Below are 18,809 nucleotides of genomic sequence, written 5' to 3'. Positions count from 1 at the left end.
TGATCACTCAACCCCCATTGTCCTTCTTGTCATGGTTTTGCTTGGGGGGAGGGCGATGTGCGGGCGGCTTGCCGTTCTGAGGATGGCCGTTACTGCCAGGCGGTGGCGGATGGCCGCCGGGTGTGGGCCGAGGGCGATTTCCGGCTGGAGGCATGGGTCTGCCAGCGGTAGGGGAAGGTGGGCGATGGCCGCCTCCTTGCTGTGGTGGATGGGGGTGGTGTCCTCCCGTTCCCGGTCGTGGGGGAGCAGGGTGATACCCACTGTGCCCCCGCGGGGGCGCGCCATGTCCAGGTCTTGGTGGAGAAGGGCGGTGTCCGACCGGTGGAAAGGGACGCACGGGCGGTCTTGGGCCGGGAGGTGGCCGAATGGGCATCGGGCGCCCATACCAGCGCGTACGATCCCGATAGAACGGCCGGTTGACGTAATAGCGCCCCCAATAGGCTCCGATGGCGAAAGTTACGATAGGAATGCCGATGCGCGGGCCATAGTTGGTCACGATAACTGGCTGGTTTTCGTACATGTATTCGATGTAAGGGCCGGCGACCCAGCCCCGGTTTCCTGCGGCCACGACGTCACACCATTCCCAGCCTTCAGTGCAGCCCTGCACGTCAACGGGCGTGCCTGCGCCCAGCGTGAGGATAAGCGGATACTCGGGATTGGGGCCGGCAAGCATGTTGACGGTTGCCACCGTATAGCCTTCTGCCGCAAAGGCAGAGGCGGGAATCAACAAGCACAGGGCTGACAACAAGGAACTCAGTATTCGATTCATGGCGATCCTCCTGCTTGCGGGCGGACACGTACCGTCAAGACTCGATCATGACGGCTCTTCCTAACCGAACGTTCCGCATGGTGGCGTGAAGCCGTTTCCCTTCGGTGGGCTAGCGTACTTCAAGCAGTTCGATATCGAAGATGAGGGCGCTGTTCGGTGGTATGTCAGGCCCCGACCCGCGCCGGCCATAGCCTAAGCGTGAAGGAATGATGACCGTGCGCTTGCCGCCCTCCCGCATGCCTCTCACGCCGCTGTCCATGCCGGGGATCACTTCATCCGCGCCGACCGTGAAAGAAAGCGGCTGACCGCTGTCGTAGGAGCTGTCGAACTTTGCACCGTGGTGGTCGGGTGCTTTGGCGTCGTAGAGCCATCCGGTGTAATTGATGCGTACTTCTGAATCGTCCTCCGCCTTGGCGCCCGTGCCGACCACGTGGTCGGTAATTACCAAGCTGGGCACATCGGCGGCATAAGCGGGCTGCGAACCAAGCGTGCCCAAGGCAAGCAGTGTTGCGGCCAGGAAGGCGAATGGGCGCATCATGAAGCAGACTCCGAAAGATGGGATGGGGACGTTAGCGCATTGCCGGAGGCGGTCAAGAGCGATTGCCAGTTTGCATCGAGGCCACAATATGGTATGACTGTGCCCCATGATCATCGCCTCCCACCGCTATTATTTTTGGTTTTATGGCTATCCGAAGCCGGCGGCGGAGCATGGTGCGCGATCGTAACTAGCAAGATCACCCACTTACTGAAAAGCCGCCAGCCACCCTGGCGGCTTTTTCGTTAGTCGCCGGGCATCGAGACAAGGAGTTCTTTATGACCAGCCTTACCGACGACTTACGTATCCGTGAAATCAAAGAGCTTGCCACTCCCGCCGAGGTGATGCACGCCTGTGAGCCCAGCATACGGGCCATTGGCACTGTTACCGCGGCGCGCCGTGCACTGCACCGGATTTTGCATGGCGAGGACGATCGCCTGGCCGTCGTGATCGGGCCTTGTTCCATCCATGACCCCGAAGCGGCGCTGGAATATGCCGCTCGTCTTGCCGTTGAGCGCGAACGGCATGCCGATACGCTGGAGATCGTGATGCGTGTGTACTTTGAAAAGCCGCGTACCACAGTGGGGTGGAAGGGGTTGATCAACGATCCGGATCTCGATGAGAGCTATCACATCGATAAAGGGCTGCGCCTGGCACGAAGTCTGCTGTGCGATATCAATGCGCTGGGCCTGCCGGCGGGATGCGAGTTCCTCGACCTGATCACGCCGCAGTACATCGCCGACCTGGTGGCCTGGGGTGCAATCGGGGCGCGTACCACCGAAAGTCAGTCGCATCGCGAGCTTGCTTCCGGTTTGTCTTGCCCAGTCGGATTCAAAAATGGCACCGATGGCAATATCAAAATTGCAGTGGATGCCGTGCTCGCCGCGGCGCGTCCTCATCACTTCATGGCGGTGACGAAGGGAGGGCGAAATGCGATTGCGGCCACCTTGGGCAATGAGGATTGCCATGTCATTCTTCGTGGCGGCAAGTCGCCTAATTACGATGCAGCCGGTGTTGAAGAAGCTTGCCGCGCTTTGACCAGGGCGGGTCTGGCCGAGCGCTTGATGATCGATGCCAGTCATGCCAACAGCGGCAAACAGCCGGAGAACCAGCCGCTTGTGGTGAATGACATTGCCGCGCAGCTAGAGGCGGGCGAGGCGCGCATCCAGGGCGTGATGGTCGAGAGCCACCTGGTGGCGGGGCGCCAGGAACTGGTGCCGGGACGCAAGCTGACATATGGCCAGAGTGTCACGGACGGTTGCATCGGGTGGGATACCAGCGTCCAGGTGCTGGAGCGACTGGCCGATGCGGTACAGCTGCGCCGGCAACGCAAGAAGGAGCAGGTCGCGGCTTAACTGTTCTTGCTCGATCCGGGACCTGAGCTGGCATTACCATGGCGTTATGTATTCTCACGACTTGCGGAAATTATGACCCTGGATATCCGGCATCTGGCTGCAGCACATCGTTTCGAGGTGAATGTGGATGGCTATATGTGCGGGCTGGAATACAGTTTGCGGGACAAGGTGATGACCATCACTCATACCGGCGTTCCTTCCGAAGTGGGCGGACGGGGCATTGCCGGAGAACTCGTGCGCACAGCCTTGGACACGGCTCGCCGTGAGGGTTGGAAAGTGGTGCCGGCATGCAGCTATGCGCGAGTGTGGATGGAACGTCATCCGGAATTTGCCGATTTACGGGCTTGAATCGAGCGGTGCACTATGACGGAGCCGATGACGCCCGCGAAGAAATTACAGCCAAAGCCAATAGGGCGTCGCTGGGCAGCATTGCGCTTCGTGCGTGCACGCCCCCTGCTTGCCATGGCCGGTGTGGTGTTTGTCATTGCATTCGCCATCCTCGCCACGTATAGCGTGAAGCTGGCATCCGCGCTGCTGCTTAGTTTCGATTTCAGCGCTGTACTTTATCTGGGCATGCTGGCGCGCATGTTTCGTCGCGCCACCTCCGCGCATATGGCCAAGCGGGCTCATGCGCAAGATACCGGTCGCCGGACCACGCTATGGATAGCGGTAGCACTTTCGTGCGTGGTGCTGGTGGCCTTGTCGACGGAGATGCATGCCGCCAAAAGCGGCGGTGTGGGGGTCATGGGCGTGGCGGCACTCAGCATCGTGCTGTCCTGGCTGTTCATGAACACCATGTATGCCTTGCATTACGCGCACGGTTATTACGGTGATTTCGGCACGCAGCAAGAAGGACTGGAGTTTCCGGGTACGAAGCAGCCGGACTATTGGGATTTCCTGTACTTCGCTTTCGTGATCGGCATGTGTTTCCAAGTGTCCGATGTGCAGATCACCAGCCACACCTTGCGCCGGACCGCGCTGTTGCACAGCGTGGTGGCCTTCTTCTTCAACGTGTTCATTATCGCGATCAGCGTGAATATCGCCGCAGGATTGGCTTAGATTCAGCGCGATGCGGCCATGCTCAATCGCGAAAATTGTCGAATTGCAAAGGGACGGCCACGTCCGTCTTGCGCAATACAGCCATGGCCAGTTGCAGATCGTCCCGCTTCTTGCCGCTTACGCGCAGTTTGTCGCCGTGAATCTGGGCTTCCACTTTCAACTTGGCTTCCTTCAGGGCGCCGATCAGCTTTTTGGCGATCGGTTGTTCGATGCCTTGTTTGACGGTGATCTTCTGTCGCGCACCAGCGAGATTGACTTCCGGATCCGCGGTTTCCAAGGCGCGGAGGTCGATCTTTCTGGCTGCCAGCCGGCCGCGCAGAATGTCCAGCATCTGCTGCAACTGAAACTCGCTGGGCGCACTCTGGGTAATCTCAAGCTTGTCCAGTTCGAATTTTGCGTCGGTGCCCTTGAAGTCAAAACGATTGGCTAGTTCGCGATTGGCTTGATCCACGCCATTGGTCAGCTCGTGCTTGTCGACTTCGGAGATCACATCGAAAGAAGGCATCGTGGTAATCCTTGGGATAATCCGGAGAGGCAGTGTAAGTCATGCAACTGTTGGATAATGACAAAGTGTACAGTCCGGCGGCTGAGATGGTGGCGATTGCGTGAAAGTGGATGTTCTGGTCATTGGCGCGGGCGCCGCGGGACTTATGTGCGCCATCACGGCCGGACAGCGCGGCCGGCGCGTGCTTGTCGTCGACCACGCTAACAAGCCCGGCAAAAAGATACTGATGTCAGGCGGCGGTCGCTGTAATTTCACCAACCTGGGTGTGACGCCCGCGCAGTATCTTTCGGCGAATCCGCATTTTTCCAAGTCGGCTTTGGCACGTTACACGCCATACGATTTCATCGCCTTGGTCGAGAAACATCGCATCGCTTATCACGAAAAAGAGCTTGGGCAATTGTTCTGCGATGAATCGTCCAAATTGATTGTGCGATTGCTGTTGGACGAGTGCGCGGCGGCAGGTGTACGAATAGAAACCAGTTGTGTCGTGGAGCAGGTGCGCAAGACGGAAGAGGGGTTTGCTATACGGACGGTGAGGGGAGAGCTGCATGCCTCATCGTTGGTGGTGGCAAGCGGAGGGCTTTCCATTCCCAGCATGGGCGCCTCGGGCTTCGGCTATGACGTGGCGCGGCAGTTTGGGCATAACGTGCTGCCCACGCGCGCCGGTTTGGTGCCGCTGACCTTGAGCGGCAAGCATCAGGAGCATTATCAGGATCTTGCCGGCGTCGCTTTGCCTGTGGTGGAAACACGCGTCGGCAAACGTTGCTTTCGCGCGGGCATGCTGTTTACGCATCGCGGGCTGAGCGGCCCTTCCATCTTGCAGATTTCTTCCTATTGGCAGCCCGGCGATGACTTGCGTATCGATCTGTCGCCGGAGCTCAAGCTGGCGGAATGGTTGGTAGATCAGCGTCAGGCGCGACCGGCGGTAGAGTTGCGCAATGTGCTGGGCGACGTGTTGCCACGGCGGCTGGCACAGCGATTATGCGAACACTGGTTGGTCAGCAAGCCCATGCGCCAGTACCGCGAGGCGGAGTTGCACGAGATCGGGTTGCGTTTGCACGATTGGCCGATCGTGGCGAGCGGCACGGAAGGCTATCGTACGGCCGAGGTGACGCTTGGAGGCGTGGATACAGATGAGCTTTCATCCGCCACCATGCAATCAAAACGCATGCCGGGCCTGTATTTCATCGGCGAGGTCGTCGACGTAACCGGATGGCTCGGTGGCTACAACTTTCAATGGGCATGGGCCTCCGGTCGTGCTGCCGGGGAAGTGGCCTAGGGCCTGTTTACACTACTAGCGTAGCTCGCGCTGGGAGCTGTTTGCGCGCCAGACAAGGAAGAGCGAAGGCGTGTACGTCGGTCCACAACTGAGCGATGACGCGGTATGGCGGGCAAACAGACCCAGCCCTTCGGGTTGCTGTTGCGTAGCCGCCATGCGGCAGCGCGCGGCTTGACCTGGCAGCCAGCCAGGCCTGCGCCACGCACTACCACCTGACGGCTACGCAACGGCAACGCGTGCCACGCCAGTAGTGTAAACAGGCCCTAGAGTGCCGATAAGCGACTGTCGGCCAATGGCGGATGTATGCGGTGCTTCGACTCCCGGTATCCGAAGTACACTTCAAGTCCCTCTCGCTACTTACGCTCGCCGTGCGGCCATTTACGACGTTTCATTAGCGATTTTTTAGTACTTCGCCTGAACTCAACATCGAACATGTTCAACTTATCGTCTGCAACAGGAGACCTCTTATGAAAGTCGGCTTTATCGGACTTGGCGCGATGGGCTGCGCGATGGCCAGCAACCTCGTTGCTGCCGGTTACAGCGTGACTGTGTGGAATCGCTCAGAGGCGGCGACGGAACAATTGGCGTCGCTCGGCGCGAAAGTTGTGCGCACGCCCGATCGTGCTGCGCAAGGCGATGTCGTACATAGCATGCTGGCCAATGATCAGGCGGTCAGGGAGGTATTTCTCGACAGTGGCCTGCTCGATGCCATGGACCCCGGCACCGTGCATGTCAATCACGCCACTATTTCCGTTGCGCTTGCCAGGCAGATGGCGGAGGAGCATAGCAAGCGTGGATTGCACTATGTGGCCGCCCCCGTTTTTGGCCGTCCGGATGTCGCTGCCGCAGGCAAGCTCAACATGGTGCTGGCAGGGCAGGCTTCTGCGATTGAAAAGGCCACACCCTTGCTTGAAAAAATGGCCGTCCGGCTTTGGCCGATGGGCGATGTTCCGGAACGTGCCAACGCAGTGAAGCTGGCCGGCAATTTCATGATCGTGACGGCCATCGAAAGCATGGCGGAAGCGGCAGTGCTGGTGCGTGCGCATGGAGTGAGCGCTTCCGACTTCATCGACTTGATAACCAGCACGCTTTTCGCATCACCGGTGTATCAAGGTTATGGCAAAGCGATTGCCGAGCAGCGTTTTACTCCGCCAGGCTTTGCTTTGCCACTTGCCCTGAAGGATGTGATGCTTGCGCAGGAAGCAGGACAGGCTGTGCGTGTGCCCATGCCGCTGGCGGGTATCTTGCGTGACAGCCTGATCGAAGCGTTGGCAGATGGTGCCGAAGGCATGGATCTTTCCGCGCTGTCCAGAGTAGCCGTGCGTCGCGCGAATCTCGACGAGAGCAAAGCATGATTGAAGCGGCGATTGAGAGTGAGGCGGCGGACTGTGCCTCGCTCTCAGCCGCCGTTCCAGTGCAATATTCCGTCGATGACGGTATGGGTGTATCCGCCGATCCAGATCGTGTCGTCAACAATGTGCGCAATCAATAACGCGTCATGGCCCATCTCGCGGCCTTGGCTGACGGCGTAGCCGCGTGCCAGTGGGCCGTCGGGTTCGGTCTGCGCGATGTAGGCCGCGATAAGGCCGTTGGCCGCTCCGGAGGCAGGATCCTCCACGATGCCTACGCCAGAGGGAAAGGCGCGTACGACCAACTGATAATCGCGATGGCTGCTGCGTGCGAACGCGCACAAACCCATGCTGCCACTGGCGACAGCCAACGCTCCGATTGCACTATGGTCCGGGCTCCATGCACGCAGGCTGGCTTCGTCGGCGCACTCGGCCAGCCACCAGCGTCTTCCGCCATCGACCAGCGCCGGTGGAAGCTTGCCCAGCCCGATGCCATCCAGTGTGGCGCCGAGCAGGGGATGGGCATGCAGTCCGCTTTTTACTACGCGCGCCGCCGGCGACTGCAGCATCAGTATCCGCTTGTCACCACTGCCTTCCACACGAACAGGCAAGATGCCGGCGCCGCATTCCTGCCATAGCACGCCATCTGTCGCTTCGGCGAGGTTGCATTCGAGTACGGCATGCGCGCTGCCGACGCTCGGGTGGCCCGCAAAGGCGATTTCCTTTTGGGGCGTGAAAATGCGCACGCTGTAGCTGGCCCTAGGGTCACTGGGCGGCAGCAAAAATGTGGTTTCCACCAGATTTGCCCAGCGCGCATAACGTTGCATCTGCTCGCCGCTCCAGCCGCGGGCATCAGTCACCACGCCAAGGTGGTTGCCGCCTCCAGGACTGGCTGCAAAAACGTCCAGGTGCATATAGCGGATTGGCTTCATAAGATCGTGTTGCGTGCAAACGAGGTGCGATCGCGCATTCTAGCCGTCGACAACTTGGCTCGTGAACGTCAAGATGGGGAAATTCCAATCATTGTCGGATTCGTCATATGCCGATTACGCTGCTCATCATCCTTGCCGCCACGTGTATCGTCTCGTTCATGGCGTTCAACAACCGGCGCCTGCTCGATGATCTCATCCTGTGGCCGCCGGCGATCGAGCGCAAGCGCGAATACTACCGCCTTGTTACTTACGGCTTGATCCACGCCGATCCCATGCATCTGCTGTTCAACATGATGACCTTGTTCTTTTTTGGACGGATCATGGAACCGCAGTATGACGCCATCCTGGGCGAGTTCGGTTTCGGGCTGTTTTATCTGGGCGGTTTGATCGTTTCGATTCTGCCGACCTATCTGAAGAACCGGCGCAATACGAATTACCATAGCCTGGGGGCCTCGGGAGCGGTCTCGGCTGTGCTGTTCGGTTTCATCTTGTATGCGCCGTGGGCGCGCATTCTGGTCTGGTTCGTGCCCGTGCCGGCCATCATCTATGCGTTGCTTTATGTCGGTTATTCGATCTACATGGATCAAAGCGGGCGGGGCAATATCAACCATAGCGCGCATCTATGGGGCGCGGCTTACGGCGTGGTGTTCACCGTATTGGTGAATCCGGCAGTGCTTCCTCATTTCCTTCGTGCCTTGGCACAGCCTAGCTTGTGAGCTTTGCCGCCTGCTGCGCCCGGTTGCAGAGTCTGTAGTGTTGAGCGGCCTTGTCTTTTGCCGCTCAGGGCGCATTTACAAAGACAGGACTAACGTAACTATGTAGTTCGCATGGAGTCCCCGCCATGAAAACGCTCGTGAAACGCACGCTTGCCGGTTTGACCCTTGCTGGCCTGATCAGTTTGCTCTCAGGATGCTATGTCGCTCCCGGATATAGCTATGCACGAGGCAATGGTTATGCAGGCGATGCCTATTACGGAAGCGGCCCTGCCGTGGTCTACAACGGCTACTACGACCCTTATTACTACCCCTATGGTTATTACGGCGGTTACTGGGGTGGATGGGGATGTTGTTATGGCGGCTGGTATGGCCGCGGTCGTTACTGGCGAGGAGGGCATGGTAACTGGCATGGCGGCGGTCATGGATGGCATGGTGGTGGCCATGGCGGCTTTCACGGGCATGGTGGCGGGGGCGGTCACTTCGGCGGACATTAGAATTAGGCCAGAATGCGGGGATGAATCGTCTCCGCATTTTTCGTTCTGCCGCCCCACTCATTGCTCTCGTCGTGGCATTTTTCGGATTGAGCGCATGTGCTGACCTGCGCTATTACGCGCATGTTACCCATGGCGAGAGTGCTTTGCTGTTGCACCGTCGAGCGGTCAGCAAAGTGATTGCTGATCCAGCCACGGATCCTAGGCTGGCTGCGCGCCTGCGGCTCGCGCAACAGGCGCGAAAGTTCGCATCGGCCAGCTTGGGACTCCCGCAAAATCGAAGCTATACCTATTACGTCAATCTGCATCGTCCCTACGTTGTGTGGAACGTGTATGCGACGCCCCGTTTTTCGATCAACGCCATACCGCAGTGTTTTCCGATTGCGGGATGCGTGGCGTATCGCGGATGGTTCAACGAAGAAAAAGCCAGGCAGAGCGCCGCGCGGCTTCGCGCAAATGGGGACGATGTCTATATCAGCGGCGTTCCTGCCTATTCCACACTTGGGTGGTTTGCCGACCCGATCCTCAGCAGCATGATGCGCTGGGACAATGACGACCTGGTGGGTACGATTTTTCACGAATTGGCCCATCAGCTCATCTACGTCAAAGGCGATACGGCTTTCAATGAAAGCTATGCCATGTTTGTCGAGAACGAAGGGCTGCGGGAATGGCATCGCTCACGCGGCGAACCGTCGGGCGATGATCACGCGCAAGTGATGGATGACGAATTCACGCAGCGTGTACTTGACTTGCGCGAGCGCCTGAAAAAACTTTATGCGAGCGGTATCGACGAGACCGCGATGGCGACCGCGAAGGCTCGCGAGATCGAGGACTTCCGGACTCGTTATGCGGCATGGCGCGATCGATATTGGCCGAACGACCATCGCTACGATGCATGGGTGGCGCAGCCGATCAACAATGCAACGCTGTTGCCGTTCGGGCTTTATGACCAATGGATATCTGCGTTCGCAGCCCTGTTCAAGCAGGCGGATGGACAGTGGCCTGTGTTCTATGCAGAAGTTCGCGCTTTGGCGAAAGAAACCAAAATCCAGCGGCAGCATGCTTTGGAAGCAATGATGGCCGATTCAAAAAAGTGATTGGTTTTTGATCGGACTACGGCGTGACCTTATGCCGGGCCATGTAATGAAGGTAAGCAAGCAGGTTCGCCAGATCGGCATCCGAGAGTGATGCCTGGGTCGGAAAGCCCGTCATCTTTCCTTCTGGCCAGCGTCGCAGCGACTGTGGATTGCGAATAAACGCGCGCAGCAAATCGTCGCTCAGATACTCGGTGGGATTGTGAGGAATATTGAGGTCCGGCCCCATACGCGCATCGCCTTCGCCGTTGAGCGTATGACAGGCAAAGCATGTGCGCTGGAAAACGACGTAGCCGCGTTGGACCGGATTGTCCGGCGGCAGCGAGGAGTCCGGGGCAGTGTGTGGGAAGCGATATGCAGGGTTCTGCGTCAATTGGACGCGTGCCAATTGGTAGGGCCATTGTTCCGTACTGATGCGCGCCGCAGCGGGGTTTGTCCAAACGATGTAAAAGGGGCCGGCATGGCCTTTGTTCCCCGGCAATGACGGCCACGGATGCCTGGGATCTTCCACCGCGAGCCACGCCTGCGCGCCTGCGCTGTTGAGCACGGCGTCGACTGGGATCTCAACTGAAAAGCCATCCGAAGCGATGAATTGCAAGCGCTCACCTTCTGCCACTCCTGGCAGCAGGGCTCGCAAAGGCACGGCCTGGTATTGCATGGAGCGTTGGAAGGCGACGTCGGCTGGAATCGTCACAGTCCGTGCATCGTGGCGGGCCAATAATTGGGATGTCGTCCAGATGCGGATGCCGTGACCAACATCAATGCGGAGATCAGCCGCATGCAGGGGCAGCACAAAACATAAAGCTAACAAGCTAAGACAGCGACGCAACATACTCTATGGCCTTGTCATGACAGCGACTTGGAAAGCAAATGCGGTTGATCCTCTGAGGTCTCGTCGATTTCCTATCGGCAAGCTGAATCAATCCAGCCATAGCCTTGAACTTCGTTCGCACAAGCCGCACTAAGTAAACGAATCGCCGTGAGGCGACGACCGGATGGCATGGAAATTCATGGCATCCAGGGGTCGGTTCCTAGTTTACCCTCCCCCCGGAACGCGACCTAACAAACCCCGGCAGTTATTCCCCTGGCTGCCGGGGTTTTATCTTTTTCGGCTTATCGAACACGTGTCTCTGTGCATGCCGAGGCTCTGGCGAGATAATGGCGTCGCCCTTCCCGAAATACCTCGGGTTCCTCTCCACCGACATGGATACTCCATGATCGTCAGCTCACTGCTCGACACCGATCTCTACAAATTTTCCATGATGCAGGTAGTGCTGCATCAATACCCTGCGGCGCAGGTGGAATATCGCTTCAAGTGCCGCAATCCCGGCATCAACCTGGTGCCATACATCGATGAAATTCGCGAAGAGCTGCATGCTCTTTGCAGTCTTCGTTTCAGCGCGCAAGAGCTTGATTACCTGCGCACTTGGCGTTTTCTGAAGAGTGATTTCATCGACTTCCTCGGCTTGTTTCAGCTCAACCCCAAATATGTGGAAATAACGCCGTCAGCGCGTAACAACGGCGAAATCGAGATTTGCATCCGTGGCCCCTGGTTGCACACGATCCTGTTTGAAGTTCCTTTGCTGGCAATCATCAATGAGATCTACTTTCGGCGTACCCGTCCGGATGGGGATCTCAACGAAGGGCGTCGCCGCCTGATGGAAAAGATCGCCTTGCTGCGAGACACGCCGGGCTACAAGGAATGCCGGATTGCCGACTACGGCACGCGCCGTCGTTTCTCGGGGCGATGGCATAAGGAAGTCGTCACTACCTTGCATGAGGGCCTGGGCTCACAACTGGCGGGCACCAGTAATGTATGGCTGGCCTGGCAATTGGGTTTGCGTCCGGTGGGTACATTGGCCCATGAATATCTGCAAGCGCATCAGGCGCTCGGGCCGCGATTGCGCGATTCGCAGGTAGCCGCGCTGGAAGCATGGGCGAAGGAGTATCGGGGAGACCTGGGTATTGCGCTATCGGACGTCTATGGCTTGACGGCTTTCCTGCGCGATTTCGATATGTATTTCTGCAAATTGTTCGACGGTACGCGCCATGATTCCGGCGATCCCTTTGCCTGGGGCGAGCGTGTGCTGGCGCATTACCAGGCGAACCGTGTTGATCCGGGCAGCAAGATCCTGGTTTTCAGCGACGGCCTGGATATCCCGAAGGTCATGAAGCTTTATCACCACTTCCATGGGCGTTGCCAGCTGGCGTTCGGCGTGGGTACCAATCTCACCAACGACGTCGGGCCCACGCCACTCAACATCGTCATCAAGATGGTTCGCTGCAATGGGCAGCCTGTAGCCAAGCTCAGCGATTCACCGGGCAAGAACATGTGTGACGATGACGCATATATCACCTACCTTCGGCAGGTTTTCGACATTCCCGCCGTGGTGGAAGAAACGCTCGCTTGATCAGGTGACCGCCGACTGCCTCTTGGCTGGCGTTATATGCCCATGGATGAAAAGAAAAAGGCCCGCTTGAAGCTTGCGGGCCCTTTGTGCAAAAAAACGTTGAGGTCAGAACGCGGGCAGCACAGCACCGTGATATTTTTGCTCGATAAAGGCCTTTACTTCCGGACTGGTAAGCGCTTCTGCGAGTTTTTTCACGCGAGGGTCGTTCTGGTTATCCGGACGGCCGACCAGATAATTTACATAGGGCGAATGCTTGTCTTCGATCAATAGCGCATCCTTGGTCGGATTGAGGCCAGCAGCCAGCGCATAGTTGGTATTAATCAGGGCGAGATCCACCTCGTCCAGCGTGCGTGGGAGCATCGCTGCTTCCAGCGGCGTGAAGACGAGATTTTTCGGATTGGCGACGATATCTTTAGGCGTGGCCAATTCGTCATCCGGATTCTTCAGTGTGATCACGCCGTTCTTGGCGAGCAGCAGCAGGGCGCGGCCTTCGTTGGCCGGATCGTTTGGCAGCGTGACGGTTGCGCCGTTGGGTAGTTGGTCGATCGACTTGTATTTGCGCGAGTACGCGCCAAGCGGTTCGATGTGTACGCCGGTGATGATGACCAGATGGGTGTGATGCTCGCGGTTGAACGTGTCCAGATAAGGCTTGGTCTGGAAGTAGTTGAGATCGATGTCCTTTTCTGCAACCTGCGTATTGGGCTGCACATAATCGGCAAATACCTTGATTTGCAGATCTATTCCCTCCTTGGCTAGGATGGGTTTGACCTCTTTGAGGATTTCCGCATGTGGAACCGCCGTTGCGGCCACGGTGAGCGTCTGGCTATCCGAATGGCCGGAGCCGGAAGATGAGCAGCCGGCCAGGAGCAGGGTAGCGGCCAAGAACGCCATCAGCTTTTTCATGAGGATTCCGTTTTGTGCAATGCGTCAGAATAGCCGTCCATACGGCTGGATGCAAAGCGATCAGTGGGGATGATTCAGCGTTTCATGCTGTCAGCGGCGGCTGTAGTGCGCCACGATGCGGTCGCCCAGCATCTGTAGCACTTGTACCAGCACGATCAGAAGGAACACCGTAACCACCATGTAATCGGATTTATAGCTGAGGTAGCCGTAACGATAGGCCAGGTCGCCAAGGCCTCCCGCACCGATCGCACCGCCCATGGCGGTGTAGCCGACCAGCGCAATAGCTGTCACCGTGATACCTGCCCAGAGGCTTGCACGCGCTTCCGGCAACAGGACATAGCGCACAATTTGCCATGTGGTGGCCCCCATGGCCTGCGAAGCCTCAATGACACCGCGCTCTACCTCGCGAAGTGCTGTTTCGACCAAACGAGCAAAAAACGGTGCGGCGCCAATGACCAGTGGCGGGATCGCGCCACGGATCCCGAGCTTGGTGCCGACCAGCACGTAGGTCAGCGGCATCAGCACGATCATCAAGATAATGAAGGGAATCGAGCGCAGGATATTGACGATCAGCGAGAGTGTGCCATACAGCTTCGGCATGGCATGCAACTGTCCCTTCCCCGTGAGGAAGAGCAATACACCTAGCGGCAATCCAAGAATGACCGTCAAGAGCAGCGAACCTCCCAGCATCAATAGCGTATCTATACACGCTTGGCCAAGTTCGCCCCAGTCGTCGATGTTGGGAAACAGGGCCTGCAGTAAAGGGGCGTGCATGACGATCATCGGGTGAGTTCCTCCACTTCGATACCTGCTTCTCGCAGCGCTTGTTGTGCGGCATCCACATTGTCGCCTTGCATGGCGAGTGTCAGTTGGCCGTAAGGCAAATCCTTGATGCGATCGATACGTCCCGCCAGGATGTTGAAATCCACGCCTGTCTCGCGGGTGATACGGCCAAGCGTCGGCGACCAGGTTGCTGCGCCACGGAATGACAGGCGCATGATGCGGCCGGGAACCTCCTCGTAGAGCAAATGTTCGCCGGCGGCTTCTTCCGGAAGCGCTTCGTTGACGAAGCGGCGTGTCGTGGCGTGACGGGGATGGAGGAAGACATCCGCCACGGCGCCTTGCTCCACGATGTGGCCGGCATCCAGCACCGCAACGCGGTCGCATATCCGTCTCACCACATCCATTTCGTGTGTGATCAATACCACCGTGATACGAAGCTCGCGATTGATCTCGGCGAGCAGCTCAAGTACCGACGCCGTGGTTTGGGGGTCCAGTGCACTGGTAGCTTCATCGCATAACAGAATGGATGGATGATTGGCGAGCGCGCGTGCGATGCCGACGCGCTGCTTCTGGCCGCCCGAGAGTTGTGACGGATACTTGTTTGCATGCGCGCTCAAACCCACTCGTTGCAGCAGTTCGTCGACACGTGCGCGAATGGCGGCCGGATCTTTCTGGCCGGCTACGCGCATCGGAAAGGCGATGTTGTCGGCAACTGTCTGTGAGGAAAGCAGGTTGAAGTGCTGAAAGATCATGCCGATGCGCTGCCTGGTCGCCCGCAAGGCAGAGTCGGGCAGGGTAGTGATGTTTGTGCCGTCAATCACGATGTGACCGCCGCTGGGACGTTCCAGCAGGTTGATCAGCCGTATCAGGGTGGATTTGCCGGCGCCGGAATGCCCGATAATGCCGAACACTTCGCCGTCCGCAATTTCCAGGCTAAAAGGCTCAAGGGCCGGGATGTCCTTGCCGTCGACGCGGTAGGACTTGTGGACATCGATGAATCGGATCACGAAGAACCTGATCTATGGCCGAAAACGGCATTCTATGCCAGCTTGGGAAGAGCGGTCTGGAGTAGACTGTCATAGGGATATGACGATACGACCGGAGTGACGAGATGACCACCGCTTACGACTTCAGCGCGCCCGATATCGACGGCAATCCGCGGTCATTGGCAGAATGGCGCGGCAAGACACTGTTGATCGTCAATGTGGCATCCAAGTGCGGTTTCACTCCGCAGTACAAAGGGCTGGAAGCATTATGGCGCCAGCAGCGCGACCGGGACCTGGTTGTCCTTGGCTTTCCCTGCGATCAGTTCGGTCATCAAGAGCCTGGGGACGAGGCAGAGATCAAACTGTTCTGTTCCACCAGCTACGACGTAACGTTTCCCATGTTCGCCAAAATCGACGTCAACGGCGATAACGCGCATCCGCTCTACCAGTGGCTGAAGAAACAGGCTAAAGGTTTGCTAGGCAGCGAGTCGATCAAATGGAACTTCACCAAGTTCCTGGTCGATTCCGAGGGGAATGTGGTCAAACGCTATGCGCCCAATGACACCCCGGAGAAGATCGAAAAGGACCTGACAAGGCGTTGAGCTTTTCTGGCAATCTAAGGATGGCCGTGGAATGCAGCGAGCAATTCCATGATCGCGTCGAGATGACGGCTTGGGCTTGGATCGCCGCGCTGGCGAGCAAAGTTGTTGAGCATGATGGCGAAGGCAAGCCGTTCGCCGGACGCCGTGGTCACGTAGCCGGCAACACAGCGTACGTTTGCCATGCTGCCCGTCTTGGCATGCACGTTGTCCATCGCGGCCGTGTTACGCATGCGCCATTCAAGGGTCCCATCCACGCCGGCCGTAGGCAGGGCATCGCGTAGTTGTTCGGCATAAGGTTGGCGAGCCAGATAGGTGAGCAGGCGAACCATGGCATCAGTGGTGGTCAGGTCTTGCCGGGAAAGGCCGGCGCCGTCCTCGATTTGCACCGTGCCCGGTGTAATACCGATGCGATCCAGCAGGGTATGCAAGGCACGGATGGCCCACGCTTCCGTGCTCAGGAAACCTTCGGTACTGCTGTCGTTTTGCGCCGCCGCCTGTGCCTTGACGCCTGCAATTTGCAGCAGATTTTGAAGATAGAGATTCTGCGAACGCTTCAAGCCACGGGTAAGTATTTCCATGATGGGTGGTGAGAGCACCTGCCCCAGCACGACGGGCTTATCGAGTTTCACGAGATTGTGTTGCGGCCAGCGCTGCACACGCAGTGTGCCATGCAGACGAATACCGTGTTGCGAGAGTGCATCGCGCAGCAAGGAGCCGGCATACCACGCTGGATCGGGCATGGAGAGTTTGAAGTCCTGCGGTGCCATGCCTACAGGGACGCTGCCGAATGCATATAAGGTATTGCGACCCGGAGCGCGATAGAGATTGATGTCGCTGCGGGTATTACGCGCGGTGGTGATCATGCTGTTGACCACCTGCGGAATTGCTGCGGAAGGATCCAGCACCAGCTGTGCCGGCTGGCCTGACACTTTGCCTGGTGTCACAGTGGCGTCGACCTCGTTTTCGTGCACGCTCAATGCCGATGAGGGCGCGGCGAACCAGCTTTGCAGATCATCCGCCTCCCAGCCGGAGCCCATGGCTGGGCCGCTGAAATACGTATCATCGGCGATCAAGTCGCCTTGTATATCGCGGACGCCATCGGCGGCGAGCTGCAGTGCAAGCTGATCAGCCCAATCGGTGTTGGTGCCGGGGGTATCGAGTGTGGGATCACCCATTCCGCGCAAAATCAAAGATCCATCCAGACGGCCATGCAGGATGGGTCCCGTAGCCAGCAACTGGGTCGGAACACGGTAATCGGTGCCCAAGGCGTCCAAGACCAGGGCAGCCGTATAGAGTTTGGCTGTCGACGCAGACTGCAGGAGCAGGTTGGGAGTGTGCGTATAAAGTATGCGTCCCGTGTCGAGCGACACTACGGCAATGCCCCAGCTTGCGAAAGCAAAGCGGGGTTCGCCGATTTGCGCGTCAATGGCCTGAGCCAGCTGCTGCGTCGTGTCGGTGCCGATGACAGGGGTGGTGTCTTGAGCCTGTACACGGGCCGATAGCACGATGACACTGAGCAGTACGCAAAGCGCGCCGATGCTTAGCCGATGGAACGAGAAAGCGTTGATGGACGACATCGTGCTGGTACGATTCCAGGAAGTCATGCAATCCATGCGCGACGCTGGCGCAGGCGAAGGCCCAGCCATGCCAGGCTTAATCCACGGATGGCCATGAAGGTCAGAAAGGCGAACCAAAGTCCATGGTTGCCGAAGCCGCGGGTGAGCCATACGAGCAGGGCGAAGATGGCCACGGATGCCAGCATGCCATCGCGCATTTCGCGCCCGCGCGTCGCGCCGATGAACAGGCCATCAAGCAGGTAGCTCCATACTGCCACGACGGGCAGTACGGTCAGCCATGGCAGATAGTGATAGGCGGCCTGGCGGACCTCGGGCAAGTTGGTTTGCAGATCGACAAAAAGATGCCCGGCCACGGCGAAGAAGAAGGCATAACCCAGGCTGCCGATCAGCGACCATCCACCTGCAACCACCAGGGCGCGGCGTAGTGCGTGATAGTCCCTTGCACCGATCGCATGACCGCTCAAGGCTTCTATTGCATTGGCGAGTCCATCCAGGCCGAAGGCCGTCAGCATCAGGCCATTGAGCAGAAGCGCATTGGCAGCGACGGTGGCATCACCCAGCCGGGCGCCGAATAATGAAAGGCTGAAAAACACCCCTTCCAATGCCAAAGTGCGCAGAAAAATGTCGCGGTTCACCATCAGTAGCGGCCGCCAATGTAGCCAGTTGCGCATGGCAAGCCAGTCGACGCGGCCTGCGATGCCGCCCACCGCTTGCCATGCACGCCATAGTCCATAGAGCGCGCCCAACCATTCACCACCAACCGAAGCTAGCGCGATACCTGGAACGCCCCAGCCAAACATCGGCACAAATAACAGATTCAACCCGATGTTGAGGATGTTCGTTACCAGCAGCAGGCTCAATGTGGTGCGTGCGCGTTGCGCACCGATGAACCAACCCGCGAGCGCATAGTTCAAGAGTGCGGCCGGTAAGCCAAGTAAGCGGAGATGCAGATAATCCAGTGCGCGATCTCTCATCAGCGGGGTGGAATGCATCTGGCCGACCAGCCACGGTAGCAACGGAACCATCAGCGCACCCACCAGCACACCCAGCACGGCTGCAAGCAGCAAAGCCTGTATCTGCACGGTACGCAGGGCAGAAAGGTCGTTCGCACCTTGGGCCTGTGCCGCGAAGCCGGTCGTACCCATGCGCAGAAAGCCCAGGCTCCATACGGGCAACGCGTAGACTGCGCTGCCAACCGTCACCGCGCCGAGATCTTGCGTTTGCGGTAAATGCCCAGCCACAGTGCTATCCACCAAGGCGACCATGGGCACGGTGAGGTTGGAAAGGATCATGGGCATGGCCAAGGCCCACACCTGGCGGTGAGTCGGGCGATGACGCCAGGCTTCGAGAAATCGGGTCATGGGATCAGCGGGTCAGCCTGCAGTCATTCTGGCATGTTTGACGCGCCCAGCGCCTTGGGATGGTAGTCTTATCGATCCCAACGTCGGCGCAGGTCGGCGCTC

General features: G+C 58.4%; 20 protein-coding genes. 10 read left to right on the top strand and 10 right to left on the bottom strand.

Going from position 1 to position 18,809, the window contains the following annotated elements; all coding sequences use genetic code 11:
* Positions 1-7 precede the first annotated feature (7 nt).
* Together AC4HNJ_RS10670 and AC4HNJ_RS10665 are read right to left on the bottom strand one after the other, a co-directional pair.
* Complete coding sequence (locus AC4HNJ_RS10670; RefSeq protein ID WP_490479546.1) at positions 8-769, bottom strand: SH3 domain-containing protein; 762 nt, start codon at positions 767-769, stop codon at positions 8-10.
* Between the two features lie 109 nt (positions 770-878).
* Positions 879-1,307 (bottom strand): FKBP-type peptidyl-prolyl cis-trans isomerase, encoded by a 429-nt coding sequence (locus tag AC4HNJ_RS10665; protein WP_490479545.1) that lies wholly within the window; start codon positions 1,305-1,307, stop codon positions 879-881.
* A gap of 275 nt (positions 1,308-1,582) precedes the next feature.
* Between AC4HNJ_RS10665 and AC4HNJ_RS10660 the strand changes: the two genes are divergently transcribed.
* The 3 genes from AC4HNJ_RS10660 to AC4HNJ_RS10650 all read left to right on the top strand — a co-directional run bounded on the left by AC4HNJ_RS10660 (position 1,583) and on the right by AC4HNJ_RS10650 (position 3,718).
* Positions 1,583-2,659, top strand: coding sequence for a 3-deoxy-7-phosphoheptulonate synthase (locus AC4HNJ_RS10660; protein WP_490479544.1), 1,077 nt, complete (start codon positions 1,583-1,585; stop codon positions 2,657-2,659).
* 72 nt (positions 2,660-2,731) lie between these two features.
* A complete protein-coding gene (locus AC4HNJ_RS10655) occupies positions 2,732-3,007 on the top strand; it encodes a GNAT family N-acetyltransferase (protein WP_490479543.1) in 276 nt (91 codons plus the stop codon).
* Between the two features lie 90 nt (positions 3,008-3,097).
* Positions 3,098-3,718: a DUF1345 domain-containing protein gene (locus AC4HNJ_RS10650; RefSeq protein ID WP_490479542.1), complete on the top strand. Its 621-nt coding sequence runs from the start codon at positions 3,098-3,100 to the stop codon at positions 3,716-3,718.
* A gap of 22 nt (positions 3,719-3,740) precedes the next feature.
* Here the strand turns inward: AC4HNJ_RS10650 and AC4HNJ_RS10645 are convergent, their stop codons facing one another.
* Positions 3,741-4,223, bottom strand: coding sequence for a YajQ family cyclic di-GMP-binding protein (locus tag AC4HNJ_RS10645; RefSeq protein WP_490479541.1), 483 nt, complete (start codon positions 4,221-4,223; stop codon positions 3,741-3,743).
* Positions 4,224-4,323: 100 nt separating this feature from the next.
* Between AC4HNJ_RS10645 and AC4HNJ_RS10640 the strand changes: the two genes are divergently transcribed.
* Both AC4HNJ_RS10640 and AC4HNJ_RS10635 read left to right on the top strand, forming a co-directional pair.
* Positions 4,324-5,502, top strand: coding sequence for a BaiN/RdsA family NAD(P)/FAD-dependent oxidoreductase (locus tag AC4HNJ_RS10640; RefSeq protein ID WP_490479540.1), 1,179 nt, complete (start codon positions 4,324-4,326; stop codon positions 5,500-5,502).
* A 467-nt stretch (positions 5,503-5,969) separates the two neighbouring features.
* Positions 5,970-6,857, top strand: coding sequence for an NAD(P)-dependent oxidoreductase (locus AC4HNJ_RS10635; protein ID WP_490479539.1), 888 nt, complete (start codon positions 5,970-5,972; stop codon positions 6,855-6,857).
* A gap of 44 nt (positions 6,858-6,901) precedes the next feature.
* On the opposite strand, the gene AC4HNJ_RS10630 is transcribed toward AC4HNJ_RS10635, so the two are convergent.
* On the bottom strand, positions 6,902-7,783 hold the full coding sequence (locus AC4HNJ_RS10630; RefSeq protein WP_490479538.1) for a PhzF family phenazine biosynthesis protein: 882 nt from the start codon (positions 7,781-7,783) through the stop codon (positions 6,902-6,904).
* Positions 7,784-7,890: 107 nt separating this feature from the next.
* On the opposite strand from AC4HNJ_RS10630, the gene AC4HNJ_RS10625 reads away from it, so the two are divergent.
* The 3 genes from AC4HNJ_RS10625 to AC4HNJ_RS10615 all read left to right on the top strand — a co-directional run bounded on the left by AC4HNJ_RS10625 (position 7,891) and on the right by AC4HNJ_RS10615 (position 10,087).
* A complete protein-coding gene (locus AC4HNJ_RS10625; protein WP_490479537.1) occupies positions 7,891-8,499 on the top strand; it encodes a rhomboid family intramembrane serine protease in 609 nt (202 codons plus the stop codon).
* 125 nt (positions 8,500-8,624) lie between these two features.
* Positions 8,625-8,993, top strand: coding sequence for a hypothetical protein (locus AC4HNJ_RS10620; protein WP_490479536.1), 369 nt, complete (start codon positions 8,625-8,627; stop codon positions 8,991-8,993).
* Between the two features lie 20 nt (positions 8,994-9,013).
* Positions 9,014-10,087, top strand: coding sequence for an aminopeptidase (locus AC4HNJ_RS10615; RefSeq protein ID WP_490479535.1), 1,074 nt, complete (start codon positions 9,014-9,016; stop codon positions 10,085-10,087).
* A 16-nt stretch (positions 10,088-10,103) separates the two neighbouring features.
* Here AC4HNJ_RS10615 and AC4HNJ_RS10610 read toward each other — a convergent pair whose 3' ends face one another.
* Positions 10,104-10,916: a c-type cytochrome gene (locus AC4HNJ_RS10610; RefSeq protein WP_490479534.1), complete on the bottom strand. Its 813-nt coding sequence runs from the start codon at positions 10,914-10,916 to the stop codon at positions 10,104-10,106.
* A gap of 382 nt (positions 10,917-11,298) precedes the next feature.
* Here AC4HNJ_RS10610 and pncB point away from each other — a divergent pair, with 382 nt between their 5' ends.
* The gene (gene pncB / locus AC4HNJ_RS10605; protein ID WP_490479533.1) at positions 11,299-12,495 is read left to right on the top strand and encodes a nicotinate phosphoribosyltransferase; all 1,197 of its coding nucleotides are present in this window, start codon (positions 11,299-11,301) and stop codon (positions 12,493-12,495) included.
* 105 nt (positions 12,496-12,600) lie between these two features.
* Here the strand turns inward: pncB and AC4HNJ_RS10600 are convergent, their stop codons facing one another.
* The 3 genes from AC4HNJ_RS10600 to AC4HNJ_RS10590 all read right to left on the bottom strand — a co-directional run bounded on the left by AC4HNJ_RS10600 (position 12,601) and on the right by AC4HNJ_RS10590 (position 15,188).
* Complete coding sequence (locus tag AC4HNJ_RS10600) at positions 12,601-13,398, bottom strand: MetQ/NlpA family ABC transporter substrate-binding protein (protein ID WP_490479532.1); 798 nt, start codon at positions 13,396-13,398, stop codon at positions 12,601-12,603.
* A 90-nt stretch (positions 13,399-13,488) separates the two neighbouring features.
* Positions 13,489-14,172, bottom strand: coding sequence for a methionine ABC transporter permease (locus AC4HNJ_RS10595; protein WP_490479702.1), 684 nt, complete (start codon positions 14,170-14,172; stop codon positions 13,489-13,491).
* A gap of 5 nt (positions 14,173-14,177) precedes the next feature.
* Positions 14,178-15,188, bottom strand: coding sequence for a methionine ABC transporter ATP-binding protein (locus AC4HNJ_RS10590; protein WP_490479531.1), 1,011 nt, complete (start codon positions 15,186-15,188; stop codon positions 14,178-14,180).
* Between the two features lie 104 nt (positions 15,189-15,292).
* On the opposite strand from AC4HNJ_RS10590, the gene AC4HNJ_RS10585 reads away from it, so the two are divergent.
* Entirely contained in the window at positions 15,293-15,769 is a 477-nt protein-coding gene (locus AC4HNJ_RS10585; RefSeq protein ID WP_490479530.1) for a glutathione peroxidase, read from the top strand.
* A gap of 14 nt (positions 15,770-15,783) precedes the next feature.
* On the opposite strand, the gene dacB is transcribed toward AC4HNJ_RS10585, so the two are convergent.
* On the bottom strand, positions 15,784-17,373 hold the full coding sequence (dacB, locus tag AC4HNJ_RS10580; RefSeq protein ID WP_490479529.1) for a D-alanyl-D-alanine carboxypeptidase/D-alanyl-D-alanine endopeptidase: 1,590 nt from the start codon (positions 17,371-17,373) through the stop codon (positions 15,784-15,786).
* Positions 17,370-18,707: an MATE family efflux transporter gene (locus tag AC4HNJ_RS10575; RefSeq protein ID WP_490479528.1), complete on the bottom strand. Its 1,338-nt coding sequence runs from the start codon at positions 18,705-18,707 to the stop codon at positions 17,370-17,372. Before AC4HNJ_RS10575 ends, dacB begins: the two co-directional genes overlap by 4 nt.
* Positions 18,708-18,809 lie beyond the last annotated feature (102 nt).

Source organism: Dyella sp. SYSU CM1112, from assembly GCF_058216415.1.
Note: the sequence above shows the minus strand (reverse complement) of the source record. Positions and strands in the feature narration are given on the sequence as shown.

Excerpts from the sequence above, each read along its gene's own strand:
- AC4HNJ_RS10670 (WP_490479546.1), bottom strand. The coding sequence starts at position 769 with ATGAATCGAATACTGAGTTCCTTGTTGTCAGCCCTGTGCTTGTTGATT.
- AC4HNJ_RS10665 (WP_490479545.1), bottom strand. The coding sequence starts at position 1,307 with ATGATGCGCCCATTCGCCTTCCTGGCCGCAACACTGCTTGCCTTGGGC.
- AC4HNJ_RS10660 (WP_490479544.1), top strand. The coding sequence starts at position 1,583 with ATGACCAGCCTTACCGACGACTTACGTATCCGTGAAATCAAAGAGCTT.
- AC4HNJ_RS10655 (WP_490479543.1), top strand. The coding sequence starts at position 2,732 with ATGACCCTGGATATCCGGCATCTGGCTGCAGCACATCGTTTCGAGGTG.
- AC4HNJ_RS10645 (WP_490479541.1), bottom strand. The coding sequence starts at position 4,223 with ATGCCTTCTTTCGATGTGATCTCCGAAGTCGACAAGCACGAGCTGACC.
- AC4HNJ_RS10635 (WP_490479539.1), top strand. The coding sequence starts at position 5,970 with ATGAAAGTCGGCTTTATCGGACTTGGCGCGATGGGCTGCGCGATGGCC.
- AC4HNJ_RS10630 (WP_490479538.1), bottom strand. The coding sequence starts at position 7,783 with ATGAAGCCAATCCGCTATATGCACCTGGACGTTTTTGCAGCCAGTCCT.
- AC4HNJ_RS10625 (WP_490479537.1), top strand. The coding sequence starts at position 7,891 with ATGCCGATTACGCTGCTCATCATCCTTGCCGCCACGTGTATCGTCTCG.
- AC4HNJ_RS10620 (WP_490479536.1), top strand. The coding sequence starts at position 8,625 with ATGAAAACGCTCGTGAAACGCACGCTTGCCGGTTTGACCCTTGCTGGC.
- AC4HNJ_RS10615 (WP_490479535.1), top strand. The coding sequence starts at position 9,014 with ATGAATCGTCTCCGCATTTTTCGTTCTGCCGCCCCACTCATTGCTCTC.
- AC4HNJ_RS10610 (WP_490479534.1), bottom strand. The coding sequence starts at position 10,916 with ATGTTGCGTCGCTGTCTTAGCTTGTTAGCTTTATGTTTTGTGCTGCCC.
- pncB (WP_490479533.1), top strand. The coding sequence starts at position 11,299 with ATGATCGTCAGCTCACTGCTCGACACCGATCTCTACAAATTTTCCATG.
- AC4HNJ_RS10600 (WP_490479532.1), bottom strand. The coding sequence starts at position 13,398 with ATGAAAAAGCTGATGGCGTTCTTGGCCGCTACCCTGCTCCTGGCCGGC.
- AC4HNJ_RS10595 (WP_490479702.1), bottom strand. The coding sequence starts at position 14,172 with ATGCACGCCCCTTTACTGCAGGCCCTGTTTCCCAACATCGACGACTGG.
- AC4HNJ_RS10585 (WP_490479530.1), top strand. The coding sequence starts at position 15,293 with ATGACCACCGCTTACGACTTCAGCGCGCCCGATATCGACGGCAATCCG.
- dacB (WP_490479529.1), bottom strand. The coding sequence starts at position 17,373 with ATGACTTCCTGGAATCGTACCAGCACGATGTCGTCCATCAACGCTTTC.
- AC4HNJ_RS10575 (WP_490479528.1), bottom strand. The coding sequence starts at position 18,707 with ATGACCCGATTTCTCGAAGCCTGGCGTCATCGCCCGACTCACCGCCAG.